We start from the raw sequence: 25,713 nt of genomic DNA, 5'->3' as shown, positions 1-25,713 counted from the left end.
CATTGAAAAGAGTGGTAGTAACTGGTTTAGGCATGATAACTGCGCTAGGTCTTGATAAAGATGTATCTTTTAAAAATATTTGCGATGGCAAAACAGGTGTAAAAAAGATAACCCTATTTGATGCTACTGATTTTCCAGTACAAATAGCTGCTCAAATAGATGATTTTGATCCAGCTACTATAATGGAAGCAAAAGAGATAAAAAAGGTAGATAGATTTATCCAATTAGGCTTAAAAGCCGCTAAAGACGCTATGGATGATGCGAATTTTAAAGATTTTGATCCAAGTGAATTTGGCGTTAGCTCAGCTGCTGGCATCGGTGGCCTACCTAATATAGAAAAGAATTCTAATATATGCTTAGAAAAAGGCCCTAGAAAAATATCTCCGTTTTTTATCCCTTCTGCACTTGTAAATATGCTAGGTGGATTAGTAAGCATAGCTCACAATTTAAAAGGCCCAAACTTATCAAGCGTAACAGCATGTGCTGCATCTACTCACGCTATATGCGAAGCAGCTAAAAGCATAATGATAGGTGAGACAAAGGCTATGCTAGTAATTGGTGCTGAATCTGCAATCTGTCCCGTAGGTATCGGCGGATTTGCTGCGATGAAAGCACTATCTACAAGAAACGACGATCCAGCAGCTGCATCAAGACCATTTGATGCAAATAGAGATGGCTTTGTAATGGGAGAAGGTGCTGGTGCATTAGTGCTAGAAGAGTATGAAAGCGCAATAGCTAGAGGCGCAAAAATCTATGCTGAAGTAGCAGGATTTGGAGAAAGCGGTGATGCTCATCATATCACAAGCCCAAGTCAAGATGGCCCACAAAGAGCTATGAGTAAAGCCCTATCAATGGCTGGAGATATCAAAATTGACTACATCAACGCTCATGGCACATCCACTTCAGCAAATGATGCCAATGAAACTGCTGCTATCAAAGCTGTATTTGGCGATAATATCCCAGCTATTAGCTCTACAAAAGGTCAAACAGGTCACTGTCTTGGTGCAGCTGGCGCTATTGAAGCCGTTATTTCTATTATGGCAATGGATCAAGGCATTATCCCGCCAACAATTAATCAAACAGACAGAGCGCCTGAATGCGATCTAGACTATACTCCAAATAATGCTAGAAATTGCGAACTAAATGCTATAATGAGCAACTCATTTGGCTTTGGTGGAACTAATGGCTCAGTTATATTCAAAAGGCTAAAATAATGGCTAGCTATCTTGATTTTGAAAAAGGTATTCAACAGATTGATGAAGATATCGCCAATGCTAAGATTAAAGGCGATGAGCATGCTATTGAGATCCTAAGCAAAAATTTAGAAAAAGAGATAGCAAAAACATATAAAAATTTAAATGAATTCCAAAGATTAAATTTAGCTAGACATCCGGATCGCCCTTATGCACTTGATTATATCAGAGCTCTTCTAACTGATAGCTATGAAATTCACGGTGATAGAACTTACGCTGATGATCCATCAATTGTCTGTTATAGCGGTTACATAGGTAATAAAAAGGTAATTGTCATAGCCGAACAAAAAGGCCGTGGAACAAAATATAAAATTATGAGAAACTTTGGTATGCCTCATCCTGAAGGGTATAGAAAAGCCCTTCGTGTAGCTAGACTAGCTGAGAAATTTGAAATTCCAGTTATATTTTTCATAGATACTCCAGGCGCATATCCAGGAGTAGGCGCTGAAGAGCGTGGTCAAAGCGAGGCAATTGCTAGAAACCTATTTGAACTTAGTGAGCTTAGAACTCGCACTATTGCTATAGTTATTGGCGAAGGTGGTAGTGGAGGCGCTTTAGCCATTGGTGTGGCCGATAGGCTTGCGATGATGAGAAATTCAGTATTTTCTGTTATTTCACCAGAGGGTTGTGCAGCAATTTTATGGAATGATCCTAGCAAAAGCGAAGCCGCTACAAAAGCTATGAAAATAACAGCTGATGATTTAAAAGAGCTAAATTTAATCGATGATGTGATAGATGAACCTATAATGGGAGCTCACAGAGATAAAGATGGCGCTATAGCTGCTGTTGGTGAGTATATCAGAACTAAGCTAGAAGAGCTTGAGAAGTTATCAATTGATGAAGTAGTAAGCGCTAGAATGGAAAAAATACTCTCTGTTGGAGCTTATGAATAATTGACTATTTAGTCAGGTTTTAGTATAACTTGGCTAAATTTTAATCTATTTTACTCATTAGGCCTAAAATATCTTTAATCCTTTTACCCAAATTTAACTTAATTAGATAATTGCTCTATTAATGGCACATTTAAAATCGTAGATATTTGAAGTAAGTGAGCAATATTAAAATGGGCTCCTTTTAGACTAATCTCAGCAAAACTTACTACACTTACAGATTTATATCCCTATCCAAAGATAAAGATAATTGCGAAACCTTGCGCTCTTTTCTAACTTTTGCTACATTTTGCCCAATTACTTTAGATGTAATTGGAGAATTAAGCCTTAAATTTGGTAAAGATTTTGACATCTATAGAGTTTGGACTGGATACAGCTATAAAATGGAGTCTAGCGATAAATCTGACATAAATGATTCAAACTATAGCAATAATGAAATAAAATTCAAATCACATAACATCATCTTAGGAGCAAGATACACTCCATCGATTAATGATAGTTTTAAAGCTTTAATTGGGTAGCTATAACAAAAGGAGCAAGTATTGATACAGCCAATAATGGCTCAACACAAAAAGTAGGTAATACTAAAACAGGCGGTATTTTGGATTGAAGCTTGGTGGTATTTATGCGATAAATGATAGCAATGAGATTGAATTTGGTCTAAAAAGCGATTACACATCTACAGGTTTAGAAGGTTATAAAATAGAATGGATTATGGTGCTTATTTAGGTTATAACTATAAATTTTAATTAAATAGCCAAAGAGATTTTCTCTTTGGCTAAAGATTATCTATTTTGATTTTGCACTCTTAAATTTCTAGCTAAATCACAAGAGTTATTATCACCGTTATTACAAGCGATTTGATAGATTGTTGCAGCAGTGTCAATATCTCTTGGCATACCATCGCCATGAGCAAACATATCTGCAAGCTGCTTACAAGCTGGAATATATTGAAAACCATAGCAAACCATATCATAAGCGATTGCTGCACTTCTAAAATCTCCACTTTTATAAATATCATCAGCTGCTCTTTTGCATTTAAAGGCATCTTTTAGCTTTGAGCATTCACTATAAAAGTTATCAATCTTAGCCTTAACCTCTTGTTCGCTAATGTTGATTGGCTCAGGTTTAACAGTAATTGGCCCAGGGAATTTTTGCACACAACCAGCCAGAATAAATCCAGCTAAAACTGCTACTATAACCTCTCTCAATCCTCTCTCCTTAATATATAATAGGTCTGCTTACCAGCTAATTTTTCTATGATAATTTTATACTTACTAGCCCATGACTGCACAATCTCATTAAATTCATCAATAATCTCTGGAATAGTACTTTCACATTTGATTTTAAATTTATCTTCACTATTAGATAGAGCGACAAACCCATCGCTATGTTTTATTTTTTCATGTAAATTTATAATATGCTCAATCTCTTTTTCATCAAAATCAGATGCTGATAAAACTCTTTTTACCTGCTCTAAAAGCGCATCATTTACATTATATCCAAGTCCAGTTAGCACTAGTTCTACACTCATTATCTCCCTTTAATTACTTGATTTTTGACTAATTAATACAGCTTCTATTATCTTTTTGATATCACCATCTAAAACTGCATCAGCTTGCGAGTAGGCGATATTGCTTCTATTATCTTTTACTTGTTTATATGGAAATAAAACATATGAGCGAATTTGATGACCCCAGCCCATTTCGCTTTTTTCTACTGATTGGCTAGCTGCTCTTTGCTTTTCTAACTCTAGCTCATATAGCCTTGATTTTAGCATTTTTAGAGCTGTAGCTTTGTTTTTATGCTGACTTCTATCATTTTGACATTGAACTACGATTCCAGTTGGATGGTGAGTTATGCGTACGGCTGATTCAGTTTTATTTACATGTTGGCCACCTGCTCCACTGGCTCTATAATAATCATATCTTATATCTTTTTCATCAATATCAATCTCGATATCATCATCAACCTCAGGACTTACCATTACACTTGAAAAGCTCGTATGACGCCTACCAGCACTATCAAATGGGCTGGTTCTTACTAGACGATGAATTCCATTTTCGGCCTTTAAATAGCCATAAGCATTTTCGCCTTTTACAATAAAGCTAACATCTTTTAATCCAGCCTCATCGCCCTCTTGAAAATCTAAAGTCTCAACCTTAAAGCCTTCTCTTTCGCAAAATCTTAGATACATTCTATATAGCATACTAGCCCAGTCATTACTCTCAGTTCCGCCAGCTCCTGGATGAATACTTACAATAGCATTTTTACTATCATCTTCACTGCTTAGCATCATGGCAACTTCTAAATTTATAATAGTCTCTTCTAACTTAACAGAGTCCTCAAATAGCGAATTTATAGTATCTAAATCATTTTCTGAATTTGCTAAATCAAATAATTCTATAGCATCATTTAATGAGTTTTTAGCATTTTGAAATTTAGCTAGCATAGAGTTTAATTTGGTCTTTTCTTTGCCTATTTGTCCAGCCATTTGGACATCACTCCAAAAGCTAGGGTCTTGTTCTAAAGCTTCAATCTCTTTAAGTCTTGATTGTATTAAAGAGGGATTTACAACTTTAGCAATATTATCAACCTTGATCTTTAAACCCTTTAAAAGTTCGTTATACTCATAGTTATCCAAAGTTTTACCTTTTAAATTTTTGGCGAAATTTTATCTAAAATATGGTTAAAATTTAATTATTTAAAGGAAAAATTTTTAGAAATTTATGCTAAAATTATAGATTAAAAATTTCAAAAGAGAGTCTTATGCAGATATTAAAAACAGTACAAGAAGTGCGTCAATTCCGTGCTACTTACAGTGGAAATGTAGGCTTTGTGCCGACAATGGGTGCTTTGCACGCCGGTCATGCTCAGCTATTAAAAAGCTCTGTATCACAAAATGATCATACTATAGCAAGCATTTTTGTCAATCCAACACAATTTTTAGCCGGTGAGGATTTAGATAGATATCCTAGAACACCTGAGGCTGATATTAAAATATGTGAATTATGTGGAGTAGATGCAATATTTATGCCTGATGCTAATGAAATTTATAGCCAAATAGAGCCAAAAATCTTAGCACCAAAAGAGCTATCTAGCACACTCGAAGGCGCTACAAGGCCTGGACATTTTGATGGTGTTTGTACAGTATTAACTAAATTTTTTAACATCATAAATCCTACAAACGCATACTTTGGCAAAAAGGACGCTCAACAGCTTTTAATAGTACAGCATATGGTAAAATCGCTATTTATGCCAATTAATATAGTTCCTGTTGATATAGTTCGCTCTAGCGATGGCTTAGCACTTTCGAGTCGTAACTCATACTTAAATGATGATGAATTAGCTCAAGCATTAAAACTCTCAAGGTCTTTGATGAAAGCTAGCAATTTAATTAAAGCAAATAAATTAAACTCTCTTGAGATAAAAGATGCAATGAGTAGCTGTCTAGAGCCTTTAAAAGTTGATTATATAGCAATTGTAGATAAGAGTTTAAAACCAATTGATAGCATTGAGCTTGGCAATACTATTATTTTAATTGCTGTATATGTAAGCAATACACGCTTAATTGATAATTTGTGGGTCTAATATGGCAAATTTATATTTAGTTTCACTTGGATGTAATAAAAATCTAGTTGATAGCGAGATTATGCTTGGAAGACTAAGTGCATATGATTTAGTAGATGATCCTAGCTTAGCTGATGTAATGATAGTAAATACCTGTGGCTTTATAGAAGATGCTAAAAGCGAAAGCATAAGTACAATTTTAGAGCTAGCAAGTTATAAAAAACCAAATTCAGTTTTAGTAGTTACTGGCTGCTTAATGCAAAGATATAAAGATGAGCTTATGCGTGAATTACCAGAGGTAGATATATTTACTGGCGTTGGAGATTATGCTAAAATAGATGAGATAATCCTTAAAAAACAAAATCTATTTAGTCCAGAAACATACTTGCAAGCAGCCAATACCAAAAGAGTAATTACTGGTTCAAGCTATCACGCATATATCAAAATCTCTGAAGGTTGTAATCAAAAATGTAGCTTTTGTGCAATTCCTAGCTTTAAAGGAAAGCTAAAAAGTAGAGAAATTTCAAGTATCGTTGATGAGATAAAAGAGCTAATTAGTAGAGGATATAATGATTTTAGCTTTATCGCTCAAGATAGCAGCTCATTCTTGCGTGATCATGGAGAAAATGAAGGGCTTATAGCTCTTATAGATGAGGTTGAAAAGATAGAAGGGATAAATGCAGCTAGAATTTTATATCTATATCCTACAACTACCAACGCAAAACTAATTCAAAAAATTATTGATTCCAAAGTATTTGTCAATTATTTTGATATGCCTATACAGCATATAAATGATGAGATGCTAAAGATAATGCGTCGTGGTGCTAATAAAAATAAGATAATTGAGCTTTTAACAATGATGAGAGAAGCACCTAATAGCTTTTTGCGTACTGGAATCATAATAGGCCATCCAGGAGAAAAAGATAGCTATTTTGATGAGCTTTGTGAGTTTTTAAGCAAATTTAAATTTGATAGAATCAGTGCATTTGCTTACTCCAAAGAAGAAGATACTCTAGCTTATGAAATGGAACAAGTAGAACCAAAGATTATCACGCAAAGATTAAATAAGATCGAAAAGATTATAAAATCTAGCATTGATGAGAGCTTTAAAAGCTTAGTTGGTCACACTATCAAAGTCCAAATCAATGGCGTAAGTAGCGAAGGGGAGATGTTTTATGGGGCTAAGGCTATAATTTGGGATAGAGATATCGATGGTGAGATTCTTATCAATGATAGCGAGATTGAAAATCCAAAAGTAGGACAAATTTATAATTGTCAGATCACTGAATTTGTTAATGATAAGCTAATTGGACAGATTGTTTGCAGTTAAATTTAGAACCATTAAAAGACAAAAAGGCGCTGCTAGCTTTTTCACACGGAGTAGATAGTACAGCTCTTTTTTATCTTTTAGTTAAAGCCGGAGTAAGCTTTGATTGTGCAATGGTAAACTATCAAACTCGCCCTAGTAGCAATACTGAAGAACAAAGTGCTATAAAACTTTGCAAACAATTTAATAAAAAAATATTTATTCATAAAGCTAATTTAAATTTAACCAGCTCCAATTTTGAGATGACAGCTCGTAAAATTAGATATGAGTTTTTTGACTCTATAATATGTGAGTTTGGTTATGAAATTTTGATTTTAGCACACCAGCTAAATGATGCAACTGAATGGCTATTAATGCAACTAGCTAAAGGTAGTGGCGCTGTGGGACTAGCTGGAATGAGCGAATTTAGTACAAGATACCTAAAATCTCAAAATAGAGAAATAGGAGTATTTCGTCCGCTTTTAAGTGTTAGCCGTAGTGAAATTTTAGAATTTCTACACTCTCAAAATATAAAATATTTCATAGATGACTCCAATCAAAATCTAAAATTTACCCGTAATAAAATTAGGGCTGAATTTAGTGATTCTTTTGTAGAGCAATTTAGAAATGGAATTAAAAAAAGCTTAGAGCTTTTAAGGGATGATGCAAAGCTACTTTTAAGTGAGTTTGAATATAATGATGGAGAGCTCTTTATAGTGGCTAAATCACAAAATTCAATCTATCTAATAGATCAAGCCTGCAAAAGGCTAGGCGTACTAATGAGCCAAAAGACTCGTCAAATTTGTACTCAAAATGATTGCGTAATATCGCATAAAATCACAATCACATCAAATAAAAAATATTACTTTATCGCTCCATTTATAAAAACCATAATGGATAAGAAACTAAAAGATAAATTTAGAATCCTAAAAGTTCCGGCCTTGCTTCGTCCATATCTAGCAAATAATTTAGAATGTCTTAAGGTTCTTGATAAATTTTTATCACAAAGCTAGTTTGTATATATCCATCTCTTGACTCCATCTTAACTGGAAAATCAACTCTGATAAGATTATCATGTGTATTCATATCAGCAATAAAATCATATAAATTTTGCGGATTTTTCATTGTAGCACTTACATTAGCTTCGCTAATTATATATTTAGAATTGCTTGTTATAGTTTTTGGCTTAGTAAAGTAGATATTATCAAAATACTTCCCAGCAACACCGATAAATTTCATCTGATTAAAGCTATTTTTAAGCGACTCTAACGCTTTTGTATTTTGCTGTTTTAACTTTTCATAGGTTGCTAAATGATCATTATAAAGCTGGTTAATTTTAGCTAAATTTACCTCTTTTTCACTGTGAATCTGCGCAGCTTGTTTGTATTTATCAATTGAAGGCATAGCCACAGCAAAAACCATTACTAGCACAAAAATCACAAAAATCAAACTATAAATTGCTAGCTTAGTAAGGTCGATATTTTCTAGACTTCTATCTACTCTCATTTGCCAACTTCTCCATTAGGGCTATTTTTATTAATACTTACAAAATTATACCAACCATTTGGAAGCTGATAAAATGTGGTATTTGATACAGCAAATATTGACTTTAATGGTGCTTCAAATAGTAACTTAAAACGATCTTTTGTTGGTGTTAGTCCTTTTACTTTTAGCATATACTCTTCCATATGAACGCTTTTAAGAGTTACTCCATCAGGAACTAGATTAAATAAATTCATCAAACTTTTATTTAAAATTGCATTTTTATGATAGATATCAAGAGTCATATCACGCTTTATAGAAGTGATTTTAGTCTGATTTTTTAACTCATTAATAGCTTTAAATTTAGCATCGTATTGAGCTTGTAACTCATTAGATTGTAAATTTATATTAAAAATTTGCATTCCAATAAAAATTGCTCCAGATATAAAAGCTGCTCCTATTAAAAACATTGTCCAAAGCCAAATTCTAGTAAAAAGAGAAAATAACGGCTTAACTCGTGGCTTGATAAAACTATAACTCATTGCAAATCTCTCTAATCATCATATTATTTATTAGCTTATCAATATCTTGTTTAATTAACTTAATATCTAGCATTAGCTCATTTTCTGCCATAATCAAAAACTCATTATCAAGACTTAGTCCATCAAATATTACAACACTCTCGATAAAATCGCCCAAGTAATTTTTATTTTGATAATACTCAGTAATGGCAAGCTTGATATTACTAATTAGTGTAACTTCTTTACCAATATCTCGTACACTATCTTCTAATTTTTTATTAGCATTAGCAATCTCTTCATGCTGTATATCCTCAAAATCATCTTTATCTACATTATCAAAATCGCTAAATCCACCGCCAATATCACCTAGGCCTCCAAGTTTGCTTAGTCTATCTTGCTCTTCTTCGATAACATTATCTAAATCTGCGCTCTCCTCTTTACTAAAGACCTTATCATAATAATCAAAACCATCATTTTCTTTTCTAGTATCAAAATATGCGCCAAATTTCATATCTTCGCCATCAAAAATCATGATAGTATTATTATCATTCATATGTAGCATATATAAAATTTTACCTTTTTTTGGGGACTCTTTAATAAGTGAGTGCAAAATACCAAATGGAGAATAAATAAGATCAGGCTTTAGTCCATTTAGCGTCTCTTCAAAACTAGTTAGCTCACTATCGGGCACAACAATACTCCAGCCTTTCATTTTAATCTTAGCAACTAGATTGTATGAGATATTAAATTTTTCAAATCCTCTAGCATCTACAGCTGGAAGCGCCCACTGCTTAGGGCTATTAAGCATAGCAGCTAGATATACTGAGTGATACTGCTTGGTACGCTTTTTAAGATAATCAACAAGTTTATAATCAACTACGCCATTATGAACATCAAATACAGCCTCATTACTACCTATAATCTTATCGCCTTTTACAGCACGTGAGTACAGATAGCACTGATTATCTTTAATAATAACACTAACATATAAAGTAGTCAAAAATCCACGAACCCAAGAGATTAAACCAGACATATTAAACCTTAAATTTTAAAAATTTTAGCCAATTTAGCTTTAAATTTAGATTATATTATCTACCTCATTAAATTTTTTAGCTATTAATGCTTTAGCTTCTTGCATATCTAAACCTTCTAAGCCAAATTCGTTCCCAATGCAATAGGTAAGCTTGCAAAAAGGCTTTGGCAAAATCATTTTATCCCAACTATTAAACTGCCAAAACCTGCTAGCTGTGTAACTTAAAACTATCAAATTTACTCCAGTTTTTTGTGCAACTGCCACTGAGCCATCGCTAATGCTATGTCTTGGACCTCGTGGACCATCTGGGGTAATTACTACATCAATTCCATTATGGATTGATTTTATTGCTGATAGAAAAACTTTCAAGGCTCCTTTTGATGAACTTCCTCTAATCGAACCAATACCAAAATGACTAATAATATCGCTAATTACTTGACCATCTTTATGATCTGAGATCATTACATTCGCATTTCTGCCTTGCCAACAACTACTAAAAATAAATGGCATAAATGCTAACTTCTCATGCCAAAAAAGAGCTACTACTGGCTTGCTCTTTGGCGCTTCTCCAATAAACTCCTTTTTGCAAGTTAGATATATAAGCTTAATTATAAAAACTAGTAAATTTTCTACTATTTTATTAACAAATTTAGCCCTAAATAATCTGCCCATTTAATACCATTCTTCTTGGTTGAGTGATTTGAACCTTAGCAAATTTGCCTAGCAACTCCTCGCTGCCTTTGGCCTGAACCAAAAAGTTATTATCTGTACGACCAGCTATCATTCCATCAGCCCTAAGCTCTTCAAAATAGACATCATAAATTTGTCCTATTTTACTAGCTACAATCTCATCTAAAATTTCATTATGTCTAGACTGTAAGCGTGTGAGCCTAGCCCCAGCTATGCTATCATCAATCTGATTTGGCATAGTTGCCGCTGGAGTTAGAGGGCGAGCTGAGTATTTAAACGAAAACACTTGCTCAAATCTAACTTTTTCTAAAACATCCATCGTATCTTCAAAATCAGCCTCACTCTCACCAGGAAATCCGACTATAATATCAGTTGATATGCTAACATCAGGACAAAGCGTTCTAAGTTTACTTGCTCTATCTAAAAACCACTCCTTAGTATATCCACGTTTCATAGCTTTTAGTATTGCTGTACTTCCACTTTGTAGTGGCATATGCATAGATTTACAGATTTTAGGATTTGAGCTAAACTCGCGTAAAAATTTATCATCCATATGCAAAGGATGCGGACTAGTAAAGCGAATTCTCTCTACGCCATCAATTTGACTAATTAAATTCAAAAGATCACTAAAATCTATCTTTTGCTCATTAGAACTACTAAATCTTTTGCCATAATTATTTACATTTTGACCAAGCAAAAATATCTCTTTAGCTCCGTTATTAGTGGCTTTTTTAATCTCATTTAAAATTATATCTTTTGGAATGCTTAGCTCATCGCCCCTAGTGTGCGGGACTATACAATAGGTGCATTTCTTATCGCATCCTATCATGATATTTACATAACTTTTATATGGACTAGTGCGAAACTCACCAAAGGCATACTCGCTCTCATCATGATTTATATCTACGCTCACAAATTTAGGCGTTTTGACTGCAGTTTTGATCTTTGATACATTTCTAGCTCCAAGGACAAAATCAACATACGGCGCACGCTTAAATACATCAGAGCCAAGATGGCTAGCCGTACAACCACAAACACCTATTTTTGCTCCTGGTTTTTTGACTTTTTCAAATCCGCCAACCTCACTAAAGAGCTTATGCACTGGTCTTTCACGCACAGAACAAGTATTTATAAGGATTAGATCAGCCTCGCCAATCTGATTAGTAGTCTCATACTCATCATCTAATTCAGCTATGATATGCTCGCTATCACGAACATTCATAGCGCACCCCAAAGTCTCTATAAAGAGCTTTTTTTTACTAAATTCAGCACTCAAAGTATATGCACCTCATACATATAGTCATTCTCATCTAGGCCATATTTTACCGTGCGGTGATATACGCTTAACCCTTTGTTCTCAAAATGCTCAACTAAGGCAATAAGCTGCTTATGTGAGTTATCACGATCAAAATAGAATATCTTTCCACCATCTTTTAGCGCAGCACTCTCGATCTTTTCTAGACTAATTGTTTTTGGTTTTGCATCTAACTCAGCTCTAGCTAATTTTAACTCCATTTTTTATCCCTTTTTGAGTGATTTTAACTCATTAGTATATCAAATTTGCTATAAAATTTCGTTTAAATTATATAGTATAAATATATTTAAAGATTATAAAAGCTAATATAAGATAAAATAACGGGCTTGCAAATTTTAAATCTCAATAATTTATTATTTTGACAAATTAATCACAAAAGGTAACTTTATGGAGAGAATATTAGATATAATCGAGTCAATAGCTAATGAAAAAAATTTAAACATTGATGATGTAAAAGCCAGAATCTTAAAGGCCTTTGAATCAGCTGCTAAGAAACTATATGGTTCAGAGTGTGAATATGAAGCACTAATTAATCCAACAACTAAAAATATCACTCTATATCAAAAAATTCTAGTTGTTAATAATGATGATGAACGCCTAGATAATGAGCATTTTATCAGCCTTGATAAAGCTCATGAATTTGATAAAAGCCTTGAAATAGGCGATAGTCTAAACTATGAAATAAATATAGAAGATCTAGGTCGCACAGCTGCTGGAACGCTTAGCCGTGAGATAGAGTATCATATCCAACGCCTAATAGAAGAGAAAATTTTTGAAAAATATAATGCTAAGATTGGTTCACTTGTCTTTGGTTCAGTTACACGAGTTGATTCTGAAGAAAATACATTCATCGAAATTGATGAGATCAGAGCTGTAATGAGCATGAAAAATCGTATTAAAGATGAAAAATTTAAAATTGGCGATGTTGTAAAATGTGTTATTAAAAGCGTAAGACTAGATAAAAAAGATGGTATAAAAGTTGAACTCTCTCGTACATCACCTAAATTTCTTGAAGCGCTTTTAAAAGCTGAAGTTCCTGAGATTAAAGATGGTGGTGTAATCATTCAAAATAGCGCTAGAATACCAGGTAAAAAAGCCAAAATTGCTTTATATTCTACTACCCCAAATATCGATGCAGTTGGTGCAACAGTAGGTATAAAAGGCGTAAGAATCAATGCTGTAAGTAATGAGTTAAATGGTGAAAATATAGACGCTATTGAGTATAGTAATGAACCAGCTATTTTTGTAGCACGCGCTTTAGCTCCTGCTATAGTAAGCTCTGTAAAAATAGATGGACAAAAGGCTATAGTATCACTAGTACCTGAACAAAAATCAAAAGCAATTGGAGCAAGCGGTATAAATATTAGACTAGCAAGTATGTTAACTAAATATGAGATTGAACTAGAAGAATTGACAAATGCCACACCAGCGGGTCAAATCAACAACGAAGAGGGTCTAAAAAATCTAAAAGCACTCTTTGGTGATCTTTAAAATAAAGAATTCGGTCTAGCCGAATTCTTTTACTATGAATTAAAAATTAATTTTATTATATCTTAAGCTCTAAAGCTAAAAATTTACCAGTATGAGAACCGCTCTTTTTATATCCTTTAGCTAACTCTATTGGACTACCCTTAGCAATTACCTTACCACCACCTGCTCCACCTTCAGGCCCCATATCTATAATATAATCACAATTTTTAATCACATCTAAATTATGCTCTATTACTATAACTGAATTTCCCAATTCAACCAAATGATGTAAAACTCCAGTAAGTCTATCAACATCAGCAAAATGCAATCCAGTTGTAGGCTCATCTAAGATATAAAGAGTAGAGCCAGTATCGGTACGACTAAGTTCTTTTGCTAGTTTAATCCGTTGAGCTTCACCACCGCTTAAAGTAGTAGCTGGCTGACCCAAAGTAAGATAGCCAAGACCGACTGAGCAAATAGTGCTAAGCTTAGCATAAATTTTAGGAACCTTAGCAAAAAACTCCAACGCTTCATCAGCGCTCATAGCCAATACTTCAGATATGTTTTTGCCTTTATATCTTATCTCTAAAGTTTGAGCATTATAGCGAGTACCTTTACATACATCACATATTACATTAATATCAGGTAAAAAGTGCATCTCAACCTTTATCTCGCCCTCACCGCTACATTTTTCGCATCTACCGCCTTTGACATTAAAGCTAAAGCGTCCGATTTTATACCCTCTAATCTGAGCCTCTTTAGTCGCTGCAAATAACGCTCTTATCTCATCCATCACGCCCGTATATGTAGCTGGATTGGAGCGTGGAGTTCTGCCTATTGGACTTTGGTCTAAATAGATAACCTTATCTAGCTGATCTAAGCCTTCTATTTTAACACCCTTTAAAGCTTGAAATTTTTTAGCACGATTTAGATCTATCTCAGCTGCTGGCAAAAGAGCTTTAAGCACTAGCGAACTCTTGCCGCTACCACTTACTCCAGTTACACCTACAAGGTTACTAAGTGGAAATTTAACGCTTAAATTTGATATATTGTTTATAGTTACTCCACTTAAGCTTAGCCACTGTTTTTGTTTTCTGCCTTGATAGTAATTAATATCTTTTTGACCATTTAAATATTTTGCTGTTTGAGTTTGACTTGCTAATAACTCTTTATATGTACCATTAAAAACTACATTACCACCATAAATTCCAGCTCCAGGGCCAATATCTACTATATAATCAGCAGCTTCAATAGTCTTTTTATCATGCTCTACTACAATTACTGTATTGCCTTTTTCTTGCAAATTTCGCAAGGTTTTAATCAGCTTTAGAGTATCTCTTTCATGCAATCCAATACTAGGCTCATCTAGCACATACATAACCCCACTTAGTCCGCTTCCTATCTGACTAGCGATCCTAATACGCTGCGCCTCGCCACCACTGATAGTTCTAGCATCTCTACCAAGACTAATATATCCAAGCCCTACATCATATAAGAAAAATAGCCTTTCATTTATCTCTTTTAAAATTGGAGTAGCTATTAGAGTTTGTTGAGGATTTAGGTGAGCAAATCTATCATTATTACTAAAAAATTTAGTAGCGTTTTCTATGCTCATGTTAATAATATCGCCTATTGATTTAGACGCTACTTTGACAGCTAGGCTATCAGCACACAATCTATCACCACCACAACTTTCGCATACTTTTTCAGTCATATACTCGCTAAAATCTTTATCATCTTTTAATATCTCATATGCAACTTTTAGCACTCCTTCAAAGTGCTTTTTAATTCTATGGCTTTTCCATAAAAAATCAATACTTTTTGCATTGCCATATAGTATTAACCTTTTAGCATCTTCATTGAGTTGATAATATGGTGTTTTCACACTGATATCATTTTGTTCGCAAAATGCCATTATAAATTTATAATAATAGCTCTTATTAAATCCATACATTACCTTAACAGCACCATCTTCAATGCTTAAACTATCATCTATTATCTTATTTAAATCCAAGCTAAATCGAATCCCTAGCCCATCACAGCTAGGACAAGCACCCTTAGGCGAGTTAAAACTAAAACTAAGTGGCTCAAGTGTATTAAAGCTAATTTTACAATTAAAACAAGCATTGTGTTCGCTAAAGTGAATATGAGAACTCTCTAGCCCTATCTCATCAGCATTTAAAATTTCAATTTCTAACTCACCAAAACTTTCATAAAGCCCTTTTTGAACATCATCTGCAATTCTTGCACTATTTTCTTCATTTACTACAACTCTATCTATAACAGCTTTTATAGTATGCTTTTTGGTCTTTGATAGTTCTATCTCTTCATCTAATCGCACCATCACGCCATCTATCATCGCTCTTATAAAGCCCTTATTTGCAAGACTCTCTAATGTATCAGCAAAGCTACCCTTTTTCTCTCTTACAATAGGTGAAAGAATTGTGATTTTAGTACCATTTGGAAGTTTAAGAATTTGGTCTATAATATCACTTGCACTCATTTGAGATACTACTTGATCGCATTTGGGGCAGTGCTGAATACCTATTCTAGCATATAAAAGTCTTAGATAATCATAAATTTCAGTAATCGTTCCAACTGTAGAGCGAGGGTTTTTACTAGTGCTTTTTTGATCAATTGCTATAGCTGGGGTTAATCCTTCGATATGATCGACATCTGGCTTGCCAACTCTATCAAGAAATTGTCTAGCATAGCTTGAGAGAGATTCTATATATCGTCTTTGACCTTCAGCATATAAAGTATCAAATGCAAGCGTACTCTTACCACTTCCACTAAGACCAGTAAATACCACTAATTTATTTTTTGGAATATCTAGGTTAATATTTTTTAGATTATGCTCTTTAGCACCTCTAATCTTAATCATTTCATTCATCTTTAATCCATATTTTAAATAAAATCTTGGATTATATCTAAAATTTAATAATAAGATATTTGTCTAATTATAAAATCCAAATTTAACACTATTTGAAATTTCTAAACAAGATGGCCAAAGTGTGTAAAATCTAATACCTTTATATTCTAATTCAATCTTATAAAATAGTCCGATAAAACTCTTGCTTATTACATTTGCTTCAAACTCTCCACCCATATAAATTTCTGAATAAGCAAATATATTATTGCGAGACTTAATCCAATCAAAAAACTTATCTTGAGATGTTAAATCACTGTGTATATAGTTCAATCCACCTAGCATTTGAGCGCTTTTTTCATCTTTTACACTATAAAAAAGCTTATTTGGAGTACCGATATCTAAAATTTTACCACCATCAATTAAGGCTATTTTATCACTTAAATAATAAGCATCATCAATATCATGAGTAACAACAATAGCAGATAAGCCCTCTTTTTGAATCATCTCTTTTAATTCTACTCTTAAAGCTTGCTTTAATCCTTGATCTAAATTTGAAAACGGCTCATCTAAAAGTAGTAATTTAGCACCAGCAGCAATCGCTCTAGCAAATGCAACTCTTTGAGCTTGTCCTCCTGAGATTTGATCTGGCTTTTTATCCTTTAGTCCTTGTATGCCAAATTTAGTCAAAAGCTCATTTATTTTATTATCTGCTTCTTTTTTGCTTAGTTTATTTAAAGCAAAAGCGATATTATCATATACGCTAAGATGAGGAAAAAGAGCATAATTTTGAAACATAAATCCAACATTTGATCCACATCTTAACTCATCGTATTGACTATTTTCTAATTTAGCAATACATCTTAAAAGCGTACTTTTTCCACTTCCACTACTACCTAAAATAGATAAAATTTCATTACTTTTAAGACTTAAATCAATCCCTTTTAAAACCTCATTTTGACCAAATTTTTTATGCAAATTTCTAATTTCTAGCACGTTTTGCCTTTATAAATATATGGGTAAAAATCAATATAAATAACGATAACACCACTATCATTAAAGATGGTAATGCACTATCATAAATTCTCTCATCAGTAGCGTACCAAAACGCCTTAACACTCAATGTCTCAAAACTAAATGGCGATAACATACGAGTAAGTGGTAACTCCTTAATAGTGTCTATAAATACAACTAAAAACGAGAGTAAGAAAAACTGCTTTAATAGAGGCATATATAGCTTTATCATTAATATAAAATAGCTTGGGCGTAGCATATATCCAGCCTCATCAATAGAAGTATGAATTTTAGCAAAACCACCATCAATAGAGTATATAGCAGTAGCTAAAAATCTAACTACATAGGCAAAAATTAAAACGCTAAATGATATTCCTAAAATTGCCACATTAAAAATCTCGCCTATAAATGCAGCTGCTATCATAAGACTTACACCAATAGCAGCCCCTGGAATAGCATATCCTACTGAACTAGCCTTAAGTATCCAAAAGCCAAATTTTCCACCTTTGCTAATTCTAGCTACAAAACACAAAATAAATGCCAAAATAGTAGTAACAAGCCCAGTAATTCCAGCTAAAATAAGCGAATTTAAACTCAAAATATAAAAATCAATTTCAAAAAGCTTATAATCTTTAAGCCCCCAATATCCAAGCCATATAAATGGCAATATAAATCCTATAAATAATATCATAAAACAATATAGAGTTGCTATTATGGATTTAAATTTACTAAGATCTCTTTTTTGAATAAACTCACTAATATCTTGATTAAAGCTAAATTTGCTCTTTTGACGCTCTTTATACTCTACATACATAAGAGCAAAAACACAAAGCATTAAAATTGCTGAAAGCGCACTTGATGAGTATGGATCTCCAAGATCATACCAAGTTTTAAAAATCCCTGCACTAAATGTATCTACCCCAAGATACGCACTAGCTCCATAATCGCTCAAAACCTCCATAAGCACAAGCATAAGCCCAGCTATAACGCTTGGCATAGCTATCTTAATGCTAACTTTATAAAATATCTTAAATTCGCTATACCCATGGATTTTTCCCACTTCATAAATAGCCATTGATTCGCTCTTAAAAGCTGACTTGGCAAATAAATATACATATGGATATAAAGATACACTAAGCACAAAAATAACACCATAAATATTAAAAATATCAATTCTAAAACCAAATATACTTTCAAACTCGGCCCCATAATCCATAATTCCAACATAAACAAAAGCCAAAATATAAGCTGGAATAGCAAGCGGTAAAATTAGTAAATTTTCTAAAATTTTACAAAAATAAAAATTATAATTACTAACCAAATAAGCCGTAGAAATACCCAAAATATAACAAATTATTAGTACAAAAAAGGCCACTATAAATGTATCTTTAACAAATCTAAAAAATAAAAACTCAAAAAAGTGACTTAAATTTCCACTAATTTGAGCTAGTCTTGATTCATCACTACTAGCAAAAGCCTCAAATAGATATGAGCCAAATTCAATAAAAATACTAATAACAGGAACAACAACTAAAAAAGCTATAAAAAGCCCAAGGGCCTTTATAGCTTTTGTTTTATCTCTCATCTAAATCCTACTTCATCATAGATAAGTACTGCATCTTTTACATTATCTGCGATTTTTGATACTTCTATGCTATCTTCTTTAAATTTACCAAATGATTTAACTACATCTGAAGGTTCTACATCACTTCTTGCTGGATACTCATAGTTGATATTTGTTAGCATTGTTTGAACCTCTTTGCTTAGCATAAACTCCATAAATTTCTTAGCTGCTTCTTGGTTTTTACTTGATGCTGTCATAGCAATTCCGCTCACATTAATATGTGCACCACGGCCATCTTGATTTGGGAATATTATACCAATTGAGTTACCAACTTCTACATCTTTTGGATTTTTAGATGTTCTTAGAAGTCCTATATAATAAGTATTCATAACAGCATATGGAGCTACGCCAGATACCATCTGTCTAGCTTGGTCTCTATCGCCACCTTTTGGTGGCATTGCTAAATTATCCAATACTCCTTTAGCCCATTTTTTAGCCTCTTCTTTGCCATCATTTGCAATAATTGAAGCAAGTAAAGTTTTAGAGTATGCAGCTGTAGCGCTTCTTACTAAGATTTTACCTTTTAGTTCAGGTTTTGCTAAATCTTCATAATTTTTTACTAAATTTGGATCGATTTTAGCATTTTTATCATATGCGATAATTCTTGCTCTTTTAGTAATAGCAAACCACATATCATCTTTATCTCTTAAATTTGGAGCTATTGTATCTTTTAGAAATTTAGAATCTACTGGGGATAATACATTTGCATTTTTAGCCTCAGTCAAATTTGAAACATCGGCAGTTATAAATATATCTGCTGGAGAATTCTTGCCTTCTAATTGCAATCTTTTAATTAGCTCAGGCGCTCTTGCAGTTGTGTGATTTATCTTAATACCAGTTTGAGCCTCAAATTTTTTATATATCTCAAAGTCAGCATCATAGTGTCTAGCTGAATATATATTGAGTTCAGCTGATACCAAAGTCGTAGCACTAAGTAGTGCAGCTATGATAATCTTTCTCATCATTTTCTCCTAGAATTTAATTTTAATGGCGAAATATTAGCTCTAAGAAGTAAATATTCTGTAAATGATAATAGTTATTAATTTCTATTGAATTAAATTTGGGTCGATAATTATTAAATTTAAATATAGCTTGAAATAAAATTTTAAATCAAAATTATAATAAAGTGTTACTAAATTACACATTTTTATAAATTTTTTACTGAATTTAGGCTTAAATTTATTAAATTTGAGATATTGCTGATATAATGCAATTTTAAATAATTTCATAATAAAGGTTAACAGATGTCTAATCCAAACATCCCTGTTGACAAGCAGACAAATGCTGTACAAATCATCGGCTTAATCGGTGGTGTTATAGCTGCTATGCTTGTTTACTACATAATGCCTAGCAATGCTGGCGAGATAGCCTTAGCAGCTGCAAATGGCAAAACACTCAATGTAAATGCTCTTCCCATAGTTGCCGCCGTGGCTGTTTTAATGGGTATATGGTGGATGACTGAGGCTATCGCACTTCCTGCTACGGCTCTTCTTCCAATGGTTTTATTCCCTATTCTTGGTGTTGATACATTCAAAAACGCCGCCGCTCCATACGCAAGTGATACTATATATCTATTCATGGGTGGTTTCGTTTTAGCCCTTGCTATGCAAAAATGGAATCTCCATACTCGTATTGCTCTTGGCATTGTACTTTTAGTAGGTACTAGCCCTAAACGCCTTGTGGCTGGATTTATGATAGCTACTGGCTTTATGTCTATGTGGGTTAGCAATACTGCAACTGCTGTTATGATGCTTCCAGTTGGTCTTTCTGTTCTTCATTTAGTAAGTAAATTAACCGGTAAAGAAGATGGCACAGTAGAAGGCGATTTAAAACACCTTGATGAAGTAAGCCGCAAAGGCACTCAAGGCGGATTTGCAAGTGCTGTTATCCATAAAGGAAAAGATGTAGTAAGTGAAATAAAAGACAAAACCGCAGCCTATACTTCAAATTTCGGTATTGCTTTAATGCTTGGTATAGCTTATGCTGCATCTGTTGGCTCTCTTGGCACTATTATCGGCACTCCGCCAAATGCGCTTTTAGTAGCTCATATGAAAAATGAATTTGGTATCGAAATTGGCTTTGGCGAGTGGATGTTGATGGGTGTTCCTCTATCTATTATTATGCTGATTGCTTGTTGGGCGCTTTTGGTTTATGTATTATTTAAACCTGAAATTAATGAGATTCCAGGCGGTAGAGAGGTCATTCATGCAGAATACAAAAAACTAGGTTCAATGAGTAGAGCTGAGTGGCTAGTAGGTGGCGTGTTTGTCTTGGCTGCGCTTTGTTGGATATTCCTTGGATTTATATTTAAACACTATGGAATTAAAGTCGCTAGTTTGGATTCTGTTATTGCTATGAGTGTTGCTGTATTGCTCTTTATAATTCCAGCAAATTCAAATCATGAGAGATTGATAGATTGGAATACGGCCAAAAAATTGCCGTGGGATATCTTAATCTTATTTGGTGGTGGTCTAGCGCTTTCAGCTCAATTTAGTAAAACTGGTCTTAGCTTATGGATTGGAAATCAAGTATCAGCCCTTGGATTTATGCCAATTATATTAATTATATTAATTGTTACAGCTCTTGTAATATTCTTAACAGAGATTACATCAAACACAGCTACAGCTGCTGCATTCTTGCCAGTAATTGCTGGTGTGGCGATCGGTCTAGGATACGAAGGAGAAAATATAATGCTATTTACAGTTCCAGTTGCTCTTGCTGCTACTTGTGCATTTATGTTACCAGTAGCTACTCCGCCAAATGCTATTGCCTATGGTTCTGGCTATGTCAAAATCAGCAATATGATCAAAGCTGGTTTATGGTTAAATATAATAGGTGTATTCCTAATCACACTAACAGTTGTATTCCTTGCAACTACAGTATTTGGATTAAGCTTATAATCCTTTTAGCTAGGCGAATTCGCCTAGCTACCTCATCTAAATTTAATACACTTTTTAAATCCAAAATTATTATCAACATAATTTTAATATTTATAAATTACATATTGTAATAAATATACAAATTTAATTAATAAAATTTGATAATTTCAATAATCATTTAGAAAAAAATATGATATAATTACGAATTACATAATTTATATTAACATTATAAAAATTAATAAGCATGGAAAGATTAAGATATGAAAATTTTACTTTGTATCTTTGTATTTGTTATAATAGGCTTTGCAAAGTGCCAACTAGTGCAAAAACCTAGTGATGATATAAATAGCGTAGATGTTAGCCAAACACAAATAGCATATAGTAATCTAAAAAATTTATATATAGCAGATCTTAAAACCTACAAAATCCTATCTCAAATAGATATAAAATCTGATAAAATCAATGTAATTAAATTTAATAATCTAAATCTTATAATTGGCCTAGATAGTGGCTATGCTATACAAATTAACCCAAAAGGGGTTAAATCAATTCTAATTGACCCGACAAAAACCAATATAATAGATGGCATTACATCTATAAATTTTATCAAAGATAAGATTATATTTACTCTTGGCAATGCGACTTTAATAATCTATGATACAATTAATAATATATATAAAAAATCAAATTTAAACCTAAACTCAAAGATAACTGCTACACATATAATTGACAACGCTCTTTATATCGCTAGTTTTGATAGAAATATATATAAAGTTGAATTAGATACGATAACAATCAACAAAATTATGCAAACATCAAATTTACCAACTGCAATGATGGATTTAAATCAAGAACTAATAATAGGACTAATAGATGGCAATATAATCTATAAAGATAAAATTTATAAAATCTCAAACAACCAAATAAGCACAATAAAAATTTATAAAGATAATATTTATATTGGCGATTGGGATTCAAATTTATATATTTATGATTTTAATTTAAATTTAAAAAATAGTACAAAAATCGGCTATGATTCAATTTTGGATATATTTATTAGTAAAAATAGCCAAGTTGCACTATGGAATAGTGCTATTTTTTCTTGTAATTTTGGTATTGAGTAATTGATACAAATTTTATAAAAGGAGAGCTTTATGTATAGTTTTATCAAAAAGCCATTAGTGCTTGGCGCTGGCTTATGCTTAGGCTTATCTAGCCTTTTTGGTGCTAGTGAGCTTGAAACTATCATGAAAGAGCGAAACTTGAGTGAAAAAGATGTCTTAGCAGCTGCTAAAACATATCAACCAAGTGGTCGCAAAGATGAGTATATCGTCTTTAGTTCTGGCGGTCAAAGTGGCCAAGTAATCGTATATGGCGTCCCATCTATGAGAATTTACAAATATATAGGTGTATTTACTCCAGAGCCATGGCAAGGTTATGGCTATGATAGCGAGAGTAAGGCTGTATTAAAAGGCGGTGCTATTAGAGGCAAGGAAATCACATGGGGTGATACTCACCACCCAAATTTCACTGAAAAAAATGGCGAATATGTGGGCGATTATCTATTTATAAATGATAAAGCAAACCCAAGAACAGCTGTAATCAATCTTCATGATTTTGAAACCACTCAAATCGTGGTAAATCCAATCATGAAAAGCGAACACGGTGGAAGTTTTGTTACTCCAAATACAGAGTATGTAATCGAAGCTAGCCAATACGCAGCTCCATTAGATAATAATTATCATCCAATCGAAGAGTACGAGTCTGTATATAGAGGTGCGATTACATTTTGGAAATTTGATTATCCAAAAGGTAAAATTGATGAAAAAGCTTCATTTTCACTTGAGCTTCCTCCATATATGCAAGACTTAAGTGACGCTGGTAAGGGCGAATCAATGGGTTGGGCATTTACAAATAGCTTTAACTCAGAGATGTATACAGGTGGTATAGAAAAGGGTCTTCCTCCATTTGAAGCTGGTATGAGTAGAAATGATACTGACTACATGCATATGTATAACTGGCAAATTCTAGAAAAACTAGCAAAAGATCCTAAAAACTACAAAGTAATTAATAACCACAGAGTTATTCCTATTAGCGTAGCTGTAGCTAATAATGCACTATTTTTAGTTCCAGAACCAAAATCTCCACATGGTGTAGATGTAAGCCCTGATGGTAGATATATTCTAGTAGGCGGCAAGCTAGATACTCACGCTAGCGTATATGACTTTAGAAAGATAAAAGCTTTAATAGATAAAAAAGAATTTGCAGGCAAAGATCCTTTTGGAATTCCAATTTTGGATATGCAAAAATCTTTGCATGGTCAAGTAGAACTAGGCCTTGGACCACTTCACAACTCTTTTGATTCTAAAGATGGCGTGGTTTATACCTCACTATATGTAGATAGTCAAATCGTAAAATGGGATTATAAAAAGTTAAAAACTCTAGATAGAGTAAATGTCCATTACAATATCGGCCACCTTGATACTATGGAAGGTAAATCTGCTAAACCTGTTGGCAAATATGCTCTAGCTCTTGATAAATTATCAATCGATAGATTTAATCCAGTAGGCCCACTTCATCCACAAAATCACCAATTAATCGATATAACTGGTGCAAAAATGGAACTAATCTATGATATGCCAATTCCTCTTGGTGAACCTCATGATGTTATCTCGATTGCAGCTAGCAAATTAAAACCTGCAATGACATACAAAATGGGTACAAACTCAAGAACAGGTGAGCAATCAGTCGGTATGACTCTAGCCGGTCAAGAGAGAGTCGAGAGAAATGGCAAAAATGTAACTGTATATGCTACTCTTGTTAGAAGCCATATAAATCCTGAGCATATAGAAGTAAATAAAGATGATAATGTTACTATCTATCTAACTAACTTAGAAAGAGCTCAAGATGAGACTCACGGCTTTGCAATTGACTTATATAATGTTCATGCATCTATAGAGCCTGGTAAAACTGCAAGCGTGAATTTCAAAGCTGATATGGAAGGCGTATTCCCTTACTATTGTACTGAGTTTTGTTCTGCTTTGCATCTAGAGATGATGGGATATCTATATGTAAAAGATCCTAAGAAAAAATATGAATCAGTCAAAAAAGCAAAACTAAAAGAGTTAAGCCCAGCTCAATTAGAAGCTGAATACAAAAAAGTAATCGCTACAAATAAAGCAACTGATGATGTTATCCAAAGCGTTGTTAAATTCTTAAAAGAGAAACACTTTGAGAAATATCCAAAAGTCAAACAACTTGTTGAAGATGCACTAGATCAATATAGCAAAATTCCTGAAGTAAAAGCAAAAGCTGATGAAGCCTATAAAAAAGGCGATGTCAATGGTGCTATTCTTTGGGAGTATCAAGTATGGCAATATATGGTTAAAACTGCTGATGTTGGTCTAAGAGCTAAAAACAACCTAACAAAAGCCCTTGCTACACCTATGACAGCTGTGCAAGCTCGTGGTGAAGAAGCTTATTTAAAAGGTGGATGTAATGGTTGTCATGTTATCGGTCAAGTAAGCTCAGGTCCAGATTTAACCGGTGTTCTTCTAAGACATGAAAATGCCGAACAATGGGTGTTTGATTTTATTAAAGATCCAGCTAGCAAATATGAAGAAGATTATGTTAAAGCTATGATTAACTTCTTTAATCTAAGAATGCCAAATCAACATATGACTGACCAAGAGATCAAAGATATAATTGAGTATCTAAAATGGATCGATGAAAATGCTGGATTGTATTAAAATTTAGCAAATGGGGCGGAGATTCCGCCTCATTAATTAAATTTACTA

Annotated in this window: 24 protein-coding genes; 11 read left to right on the top strand and 13 right to left on the bottom strand. The window is 33.3% G+C overall.

Features of this window, described 5'->3' with window-relative positions:
- Positions 1–2: 2 nt before the first annotated feature.
- The 4 genes from CIGNP85_RS00455 (at position 3) to CIGNP85_RS08580 (ending at position 2,872) form a co-directional block, all read left to right on the top strand.
- Positions 3–1,214, top strand: a complete 1,212-nt coding sequence (locus tag CIGNP85_RS00455) for a beta-ketoacyl-ACP synthase II (RefSeq protein ID WP_086228476.1) — start codon at positions 3–5, stop codon at positions 1,212–1,214.
- Positions 1,214–2,146 carry an acetyl-CoA carboxylase carboxyl transferase subunit alpha gene (gene accA / locus CIGNP85_RS00450; protein ID WP_086225096.1) on the top strand — a complete coding sequence of 311 codons (933 nt, stop codon included), beginning with the start codon at positions 1,214–1,216 and terminating at the stop codon, positions 2,144–2,146. Before CIGNP85_RS00455 ends, accA begins: the two co-directional genes overlap by 1 nt.
- Before the next feature lie 257 nt (positions 2,147–2,403).
- A complete protein-coding gene (locus CIGNP85_RS08290; protein WP_179187346.1) occupies positions 2,404–2,664 on the top strand; it encodes a hypothetical protein in 261 nt (86 codons plus the stop codon).
- Between the two features lie 85 nt (positions 2,665–2,749).
- Positions 2,750–2,872, top strand: a complete 123-nt coding sequence (locus tag CIGNP85_RS08580; RefSeq protein ID WP_272887997.1) for a hypothetical protein — start codon at positions 2,750–2,752, stop codon at positions 2,870–2,872.
- Positions 2,873–2,928: 56 nt separating this feature from the next.
- Here the strand turns inward: CIGNP85_RS08580 and CIGNP85_RS00440 are convergent, their stop codons facing one another.
- From CIGNP85_RS00440 to prfB, 3 genes are read right to left on the bottom strand one after another with little or no spacing between them, the layout of a single operon-like run.
- On the bottom strand, positions 2,929–3,354 hold the full coding sequence (locus tag CIGNP85_RS00440) for an SEL1-like repeat protein (RefSeq protein WP_086226763.1): 426 nt from the start codon (positions 3,352–3,354) through the stop codon (positions 2,929–2,931).
- Positions 3,351–3,677, bottom strand: a complete 327-nt coding sequence (locus tag CIGNP85_RS00435; RefSeq protein WP_086226764.1) for a type II secretion system protein — start codon at positions 3,675–3,677, stop codon at positions 3,351–3,353. Before CIGNP85_RS00435 ends, CIGNP85_RS00440 begins: the two co-directional genes overlap by 4 nt.
- Positions 3,678–3,686: 9 nt before the next feature.
- Positions 3,687–4,787, bottom strand: coding sequence for a peptide chain release factor 2 (gene prfB / locus CIGNP85_RS00430; protein ID WP_086229733.1), 1,101 nt, complete (start codon positions 4,785–4,787; stop codon positions 3,687–3,689).
- Between the two features lie 125 nt (positions 4,788–4,912).
- Between prfB and panC the strand changes: the two genes are divergently transcribed.
- The 3 genes from panC to tilS are packed head-to-tail and all read left to right on the top strand — an operon-like array spanning position 4,913 to position 8,032.
- Positions 4,913–5,734: a pantoate--beta-alanine ligase gene (gene panC, locus CIGNP85_RS00425; RefSeq protein ID WP_086286641.1), complete on the top strand. Its 822-nt coding sequence runs from the start codon at positions 4,913–4,915 to the stop codon at positions 5,732–5,734.
- 1 nt (position 5,735) lies between these two features.
- Complete coding sequence (gene rimO, locus CIGNP85_RS00420) at positions 5,736–7,043, top strand: 30S ribosomal protein S12 methylthiotransferase RimO (protein WP_086225090.1); 1,308 nt, start codon at positions 5,736–5,738, stop codon at positions 7,041–7,043.
- Entirely contained in the window at positions 7,034–8,032 is a 999-nt protein-coding gene (gene tilS, locus CIGNP85_RS00415) for a tRNA lysidine(34) synthetase TilS (RefSeq protein WP_086286640.1), read from the top strand. Before rimO ends, tilS begins: the two co-directional genes overlap by 10 nt.
- Here the strand turns inward: tilS and CIGNP85_RS00410 are convergent.
- From CIGNP85_RS00410 to CIGNP85_RS00385, 6 genes are read right to left on the bottom strand one after another with little or no spacing between them, the layout of a single operon-like run.
- Positions 7,998–8,525, bottom strand: coding sequence for a hypothetical protein (locus CIGNP85_RS00410; protein WP_086286639.1), 528 nt, complete (start codon positions 8,523–8,525; stop codon positions 7,998–8,000). The genes tilS and CIGNP85_RS00410 overlap by 35 nt on opposite strands.
- Positions 8,522–9,043 carry a hypothetical protein gene (locus CIGNP85_RS00405; protein ID WP_086286638.1) on the bottom strand — a complete coding sequence of 174 codons (522 nt, stop codon included), beginning with the start codon at positions 9,041–9,043 and terminating at the stop codon, positions 8,522–8,524. Before CIGNP85_RS00405 ends, CIGNP85_RS00410 begins: the two co-directional genes overlap by 4 nt.
- Entirely contained in the window at positions 9,033–10,055 is a 1,023-nt protein-coding gene (locus CIGNP85_RS00400) for a hypothetical protein (RefSeq protein WP_086225086.1), read from the bottom strand. The genes CIGNP85_RS00405 and CIGNP85_RS00400 overlap by 11 nt, the downstream gene beginning before the upstream one ends.
- A gap of 45 nt (positions 10,056–10,100) precedes the next feature.
- A complete protein-coding gene (locus CIGNP85_RS00395) occupies positions 10,101–10,727 on the bottom strand; it encodes a lysophospholipid acyltransferase family protein (RefSeq protein ID WP_086225085.1) in 627 nt (208 codons plus the stop codon).
- Positions 10,711–12,021, bottom strand: a complete 1,311-nt coding sequence (gene miaB / locus CIGNP85_RS00390) for a tRNA (N6-isopentenyl adenosine(37)-C2)-methylthiotransferase MiaB (protein WP_086268673.1) — start codon at positions 12,019–12,021, stop codon at positions 10,711–10,713. Before miaB ends, CIGNP85_RS00395 begins: the two co-directional genes overlap by 17 nt.
- Positions 12,018–12,260: an HP0268 family nuclease gene (locus CIGNP85_RS00385; protein ID WP_086225084.1), complete on the bottom strand. Its 243-nt coding sequence runs from the start codon at positions 12,258–12,260 to the stop codon at positions 12,018–12,020. The genes miaB and CIGNP85_RS00385 overlap by 4 nt, the downstream gene beginning before the upstream one ends.
- Positions 12,261–12,447: 187 nt before the next feature.
- Here CIGNP85_RS00385 and nusA point away from each other — a divergent pair, with 187 nt between their 5' ends.
- A complete protein-coding gene (nusA, locus tag CIGNP85_RS00380; protein ID WP_086228467.1) occupies positions 12,448–13,551 on the top strand; it encodes a transcription termination factor NusA in 1,104 nt (367 codons plus the stop codon).
- Positions 13,552–13,606: 55 nt separating this feature from the next.
- Here the strand turns inward: nusA and uvrA are convergent, their stop codons facing one another.
- The 4 genes from uvrA to CIGNP85_RS00360 all read right to left on the bottom strand — a co-directional run bounded on the left by uvrA (position 13,607) and on the right by CIGNP85_RS00360 (position 19,999).
- Positions 13,607–16,423: an excinuclease ABC subunit UvrA gene (gene uvrA, locus CIGNP85_RS00375; RefSeq protein WP_086286637.1), complete on the bottom strand. Its 2,817-nt coding sequence runs from the start codon at positions 16,421–16,423 to the stop codon at positions 13,607–13,609.
- 63 nt (positions 16,424–16,486) lie between these two features.
- Positions 16,487–17,395, bottom strand: a complete 909-nt coding sequence (locus CIGNP85_RS00370) for an ABC transporter ATP-binding protein (protein WP_086252642.1) — start codon at positions 17,393–17,395, stop codon at positions 16,487–16,489.
- Positions 17,382–18,998 (bottom strand): ABC transporter permease subunit, encoded by a 1,617-nt coding sequence (locus CIGNP85_RS00365; protein WP_086286636.1) that lies wholly within the window; start codon positions 18,996–18,998, stop codon positions 17,382–17,384. The genes CIGNP85_RS00370 and CIGNP85_RS00365 overlap by 14 nt, the downstream gene beginning before the upstream one ends.
- Entirely contained in the window at positions 18,995–19,999 is a 1,005-nt protein-coding gene (locus tag CIGNP85_RS00360) for a Fe(3+) ABC transporter substrate-binding protein (protein ID WP_086228463.1), read from the bottom strand. The genes CIGNP85_RS00365 and CIGNP85_RS00360 overlap by 4 nt, the downstream gene beginning before the upstream one ends.
- Positions 20,000–20,281: 282 nt before the next feature.
- Here CIGNP85_RS00360 and CIGNP85_RS00355 point away from each other — a divergent pair, with 282 nt between their 5' ends.
- From CIGNP85_RS00355 to nosZ, 3 genes are all read left to right on the top strand, one after another.
- Positions 20,282–21,937: a DASS family sodium-coupled anion symporter gene (locus CIGNP85_RS00355; protein WP_086225078.1), complete on the top strand. Its 1,656-nt coding sequence runs from the start codon at positions 20,282–20,284 to the stop codon at positions 21,935–21,937.
- A 239-nt stretch (positions 21,938–22,176) separates the two neighbouring features.
- Positions 22,177–23,040: a hypothetical protein gene (locus tag CIGNP85_RS00350; RefSeq protein ID WP_086240407.1), complete on the top strand. Its 864-nt coding sequence runs from the start codon at positions 22,177–22,179 to the stop codon at positions 23,038–23,040.
- A 30-nt stretch (positions 23,041–23,070) separates the two neighbouring features.
- Positions 23,071–25,665: a Sec-dependent nitrous-oxide reductase gene (nosZ, locus tag CIGNP85_RS00345; RefSeq protein ID WP_096022322.1), complete on the top strand. Its 2,595-nt coding sequence runs from the start codon at positions 23,071–23,073 to the stop codon at positions 25,663–25,665.
- The last annotated feature ends 48 nt before the right edge of the window (positions 25,666–25,713 follow it).

This window comes from Campylobacter sp. P0085 (genome assembly GCF_002139495.1).
Classification (GTDB): domain Bacteria; phylum Campylobacterota; class Campylobacteria; order Campylobacterales; family Campylobacteraceae; genus Campylobacter; species Campylobacter devanensis.
Note: the sequence above shows the minus strand (reverse complement) of the source record. Positions and strands in the feature narration are given on the sequence as shown.

Excerpts from the sequence above, each read along its gene's own strand:
- accA (WP_086225096.1), top strand. The coding sequence starts at position 1,214 with ATGGCTAGCTATCTTGATTTTGAAAAAGGTATTCAACAGATTGATGAA.
- CIGNP85_RS00435 (WP_086226764.1), bottom strand. The coding sequence starts at position 3,677 with ATGAGTGTAGAACTAGTGCTAACTGGACTTGGATATAATGTAAATGAT.
- panC (WP_086286641.1), top strand. The coding sequence starts at position 4,913 with ATGCAGATATTAAAAACAGTACAAGAAGTGCGTCAATTCCGTGCTACT.
- rimO (WP_086225090.1), top strand. The coding sequence starts at position 5,736 with ATGGCAAATTTATATTTAGTTTCACTTGGATGTAATAAAAATCTAGTT.
- CIGNP85_RS00410 (WP_086286639.1), bottom strand. The coding sequence starts at position 8,525 with ATGAGAGTAGATAGAAGTCTAGAAAATATCGACCTTACTAAGCTAGCA.
- CIGNP85_RS00405 (WP_086286638.1), bottom strand. The coding sequence starts at position 9,043 with ATGAGTTATAGTTTTATCAAGCCACGAGTTAAGCCGTTATTTTCTCTT.
- CIGNP85_RS00400 (WP_086225086.1), bottom strand. The coding sequence starts at position 10,055 with ATGTCTGGTTTAATCTCTTGGGTTCGTGGATTTTTGACTACTTTATAT.
- CIGNP85_RS00395 (WP_086225085.1), bottom strand. The coding sequence starts at position 10,727 with ATGGGCAGATTATTTAGGGCTAAATTTGTTAATAAAATAGTAGAAAAT.
- CIGNP85_RS00385 (WP_086225084.1), bottom strand. The coding sequence starts at position 12,260 with ATGGAGTTAAAATTAGCTAGAGCTGAGTTAGATGCAAAACCAAAAACA.
- nusA (WP_086228467.1), top strand. The coding sequence starts at position 12,448 with ATGGAGAGAATATTAGATATAATCGAGTCAATAGCTAATGAAAAAAAT.
- uvrA (WP_086286637.1), bottom strand. The coding sequence starts at position 16,423 with ATGAATGAAATGATTAAGATTAGAGGTGCTAAAGAGCATAATCTAAAA.
- CIGNP85_RS00365 (WP_086286636.1), bottom strand. The coding sequence starts at position 18,998 with ATGAGAGATAAAACAAAAGCTATAAAGGCCCTTGGGCTTTTTATAGCT.
- CIGNP85_RS00360 (WP_086228463.1), bottom strand. The coding sequence starts at position 19,999 with ATGAGAAAGATTATCATAGCTGCACTACTTAGTGCTACGACTTTGGTA.
- CIGNP85_RS00355 (WP_086225078.1), top strand. The coding sequence starts at position 20,282 with ATGTCTAATCCAAACATCCCTGTTGACAAGCAGACAAATGCTGTACAA.
- CIGNP85_RS00350 (WP_086240407.1), top strand. The coding sequence starts at position 22,177 with ATGAAAATTTTACTTTGTATCTTTGTATTTGTTATAATAGGCTTTGCA.
- nosZ (WP_096022322.1), top strand. The coding sequence starts at position 23,071 with ATGTATAGTTTTATCAAAAAGCCATTAGTGCTTGGCGCTGGCTTATGC.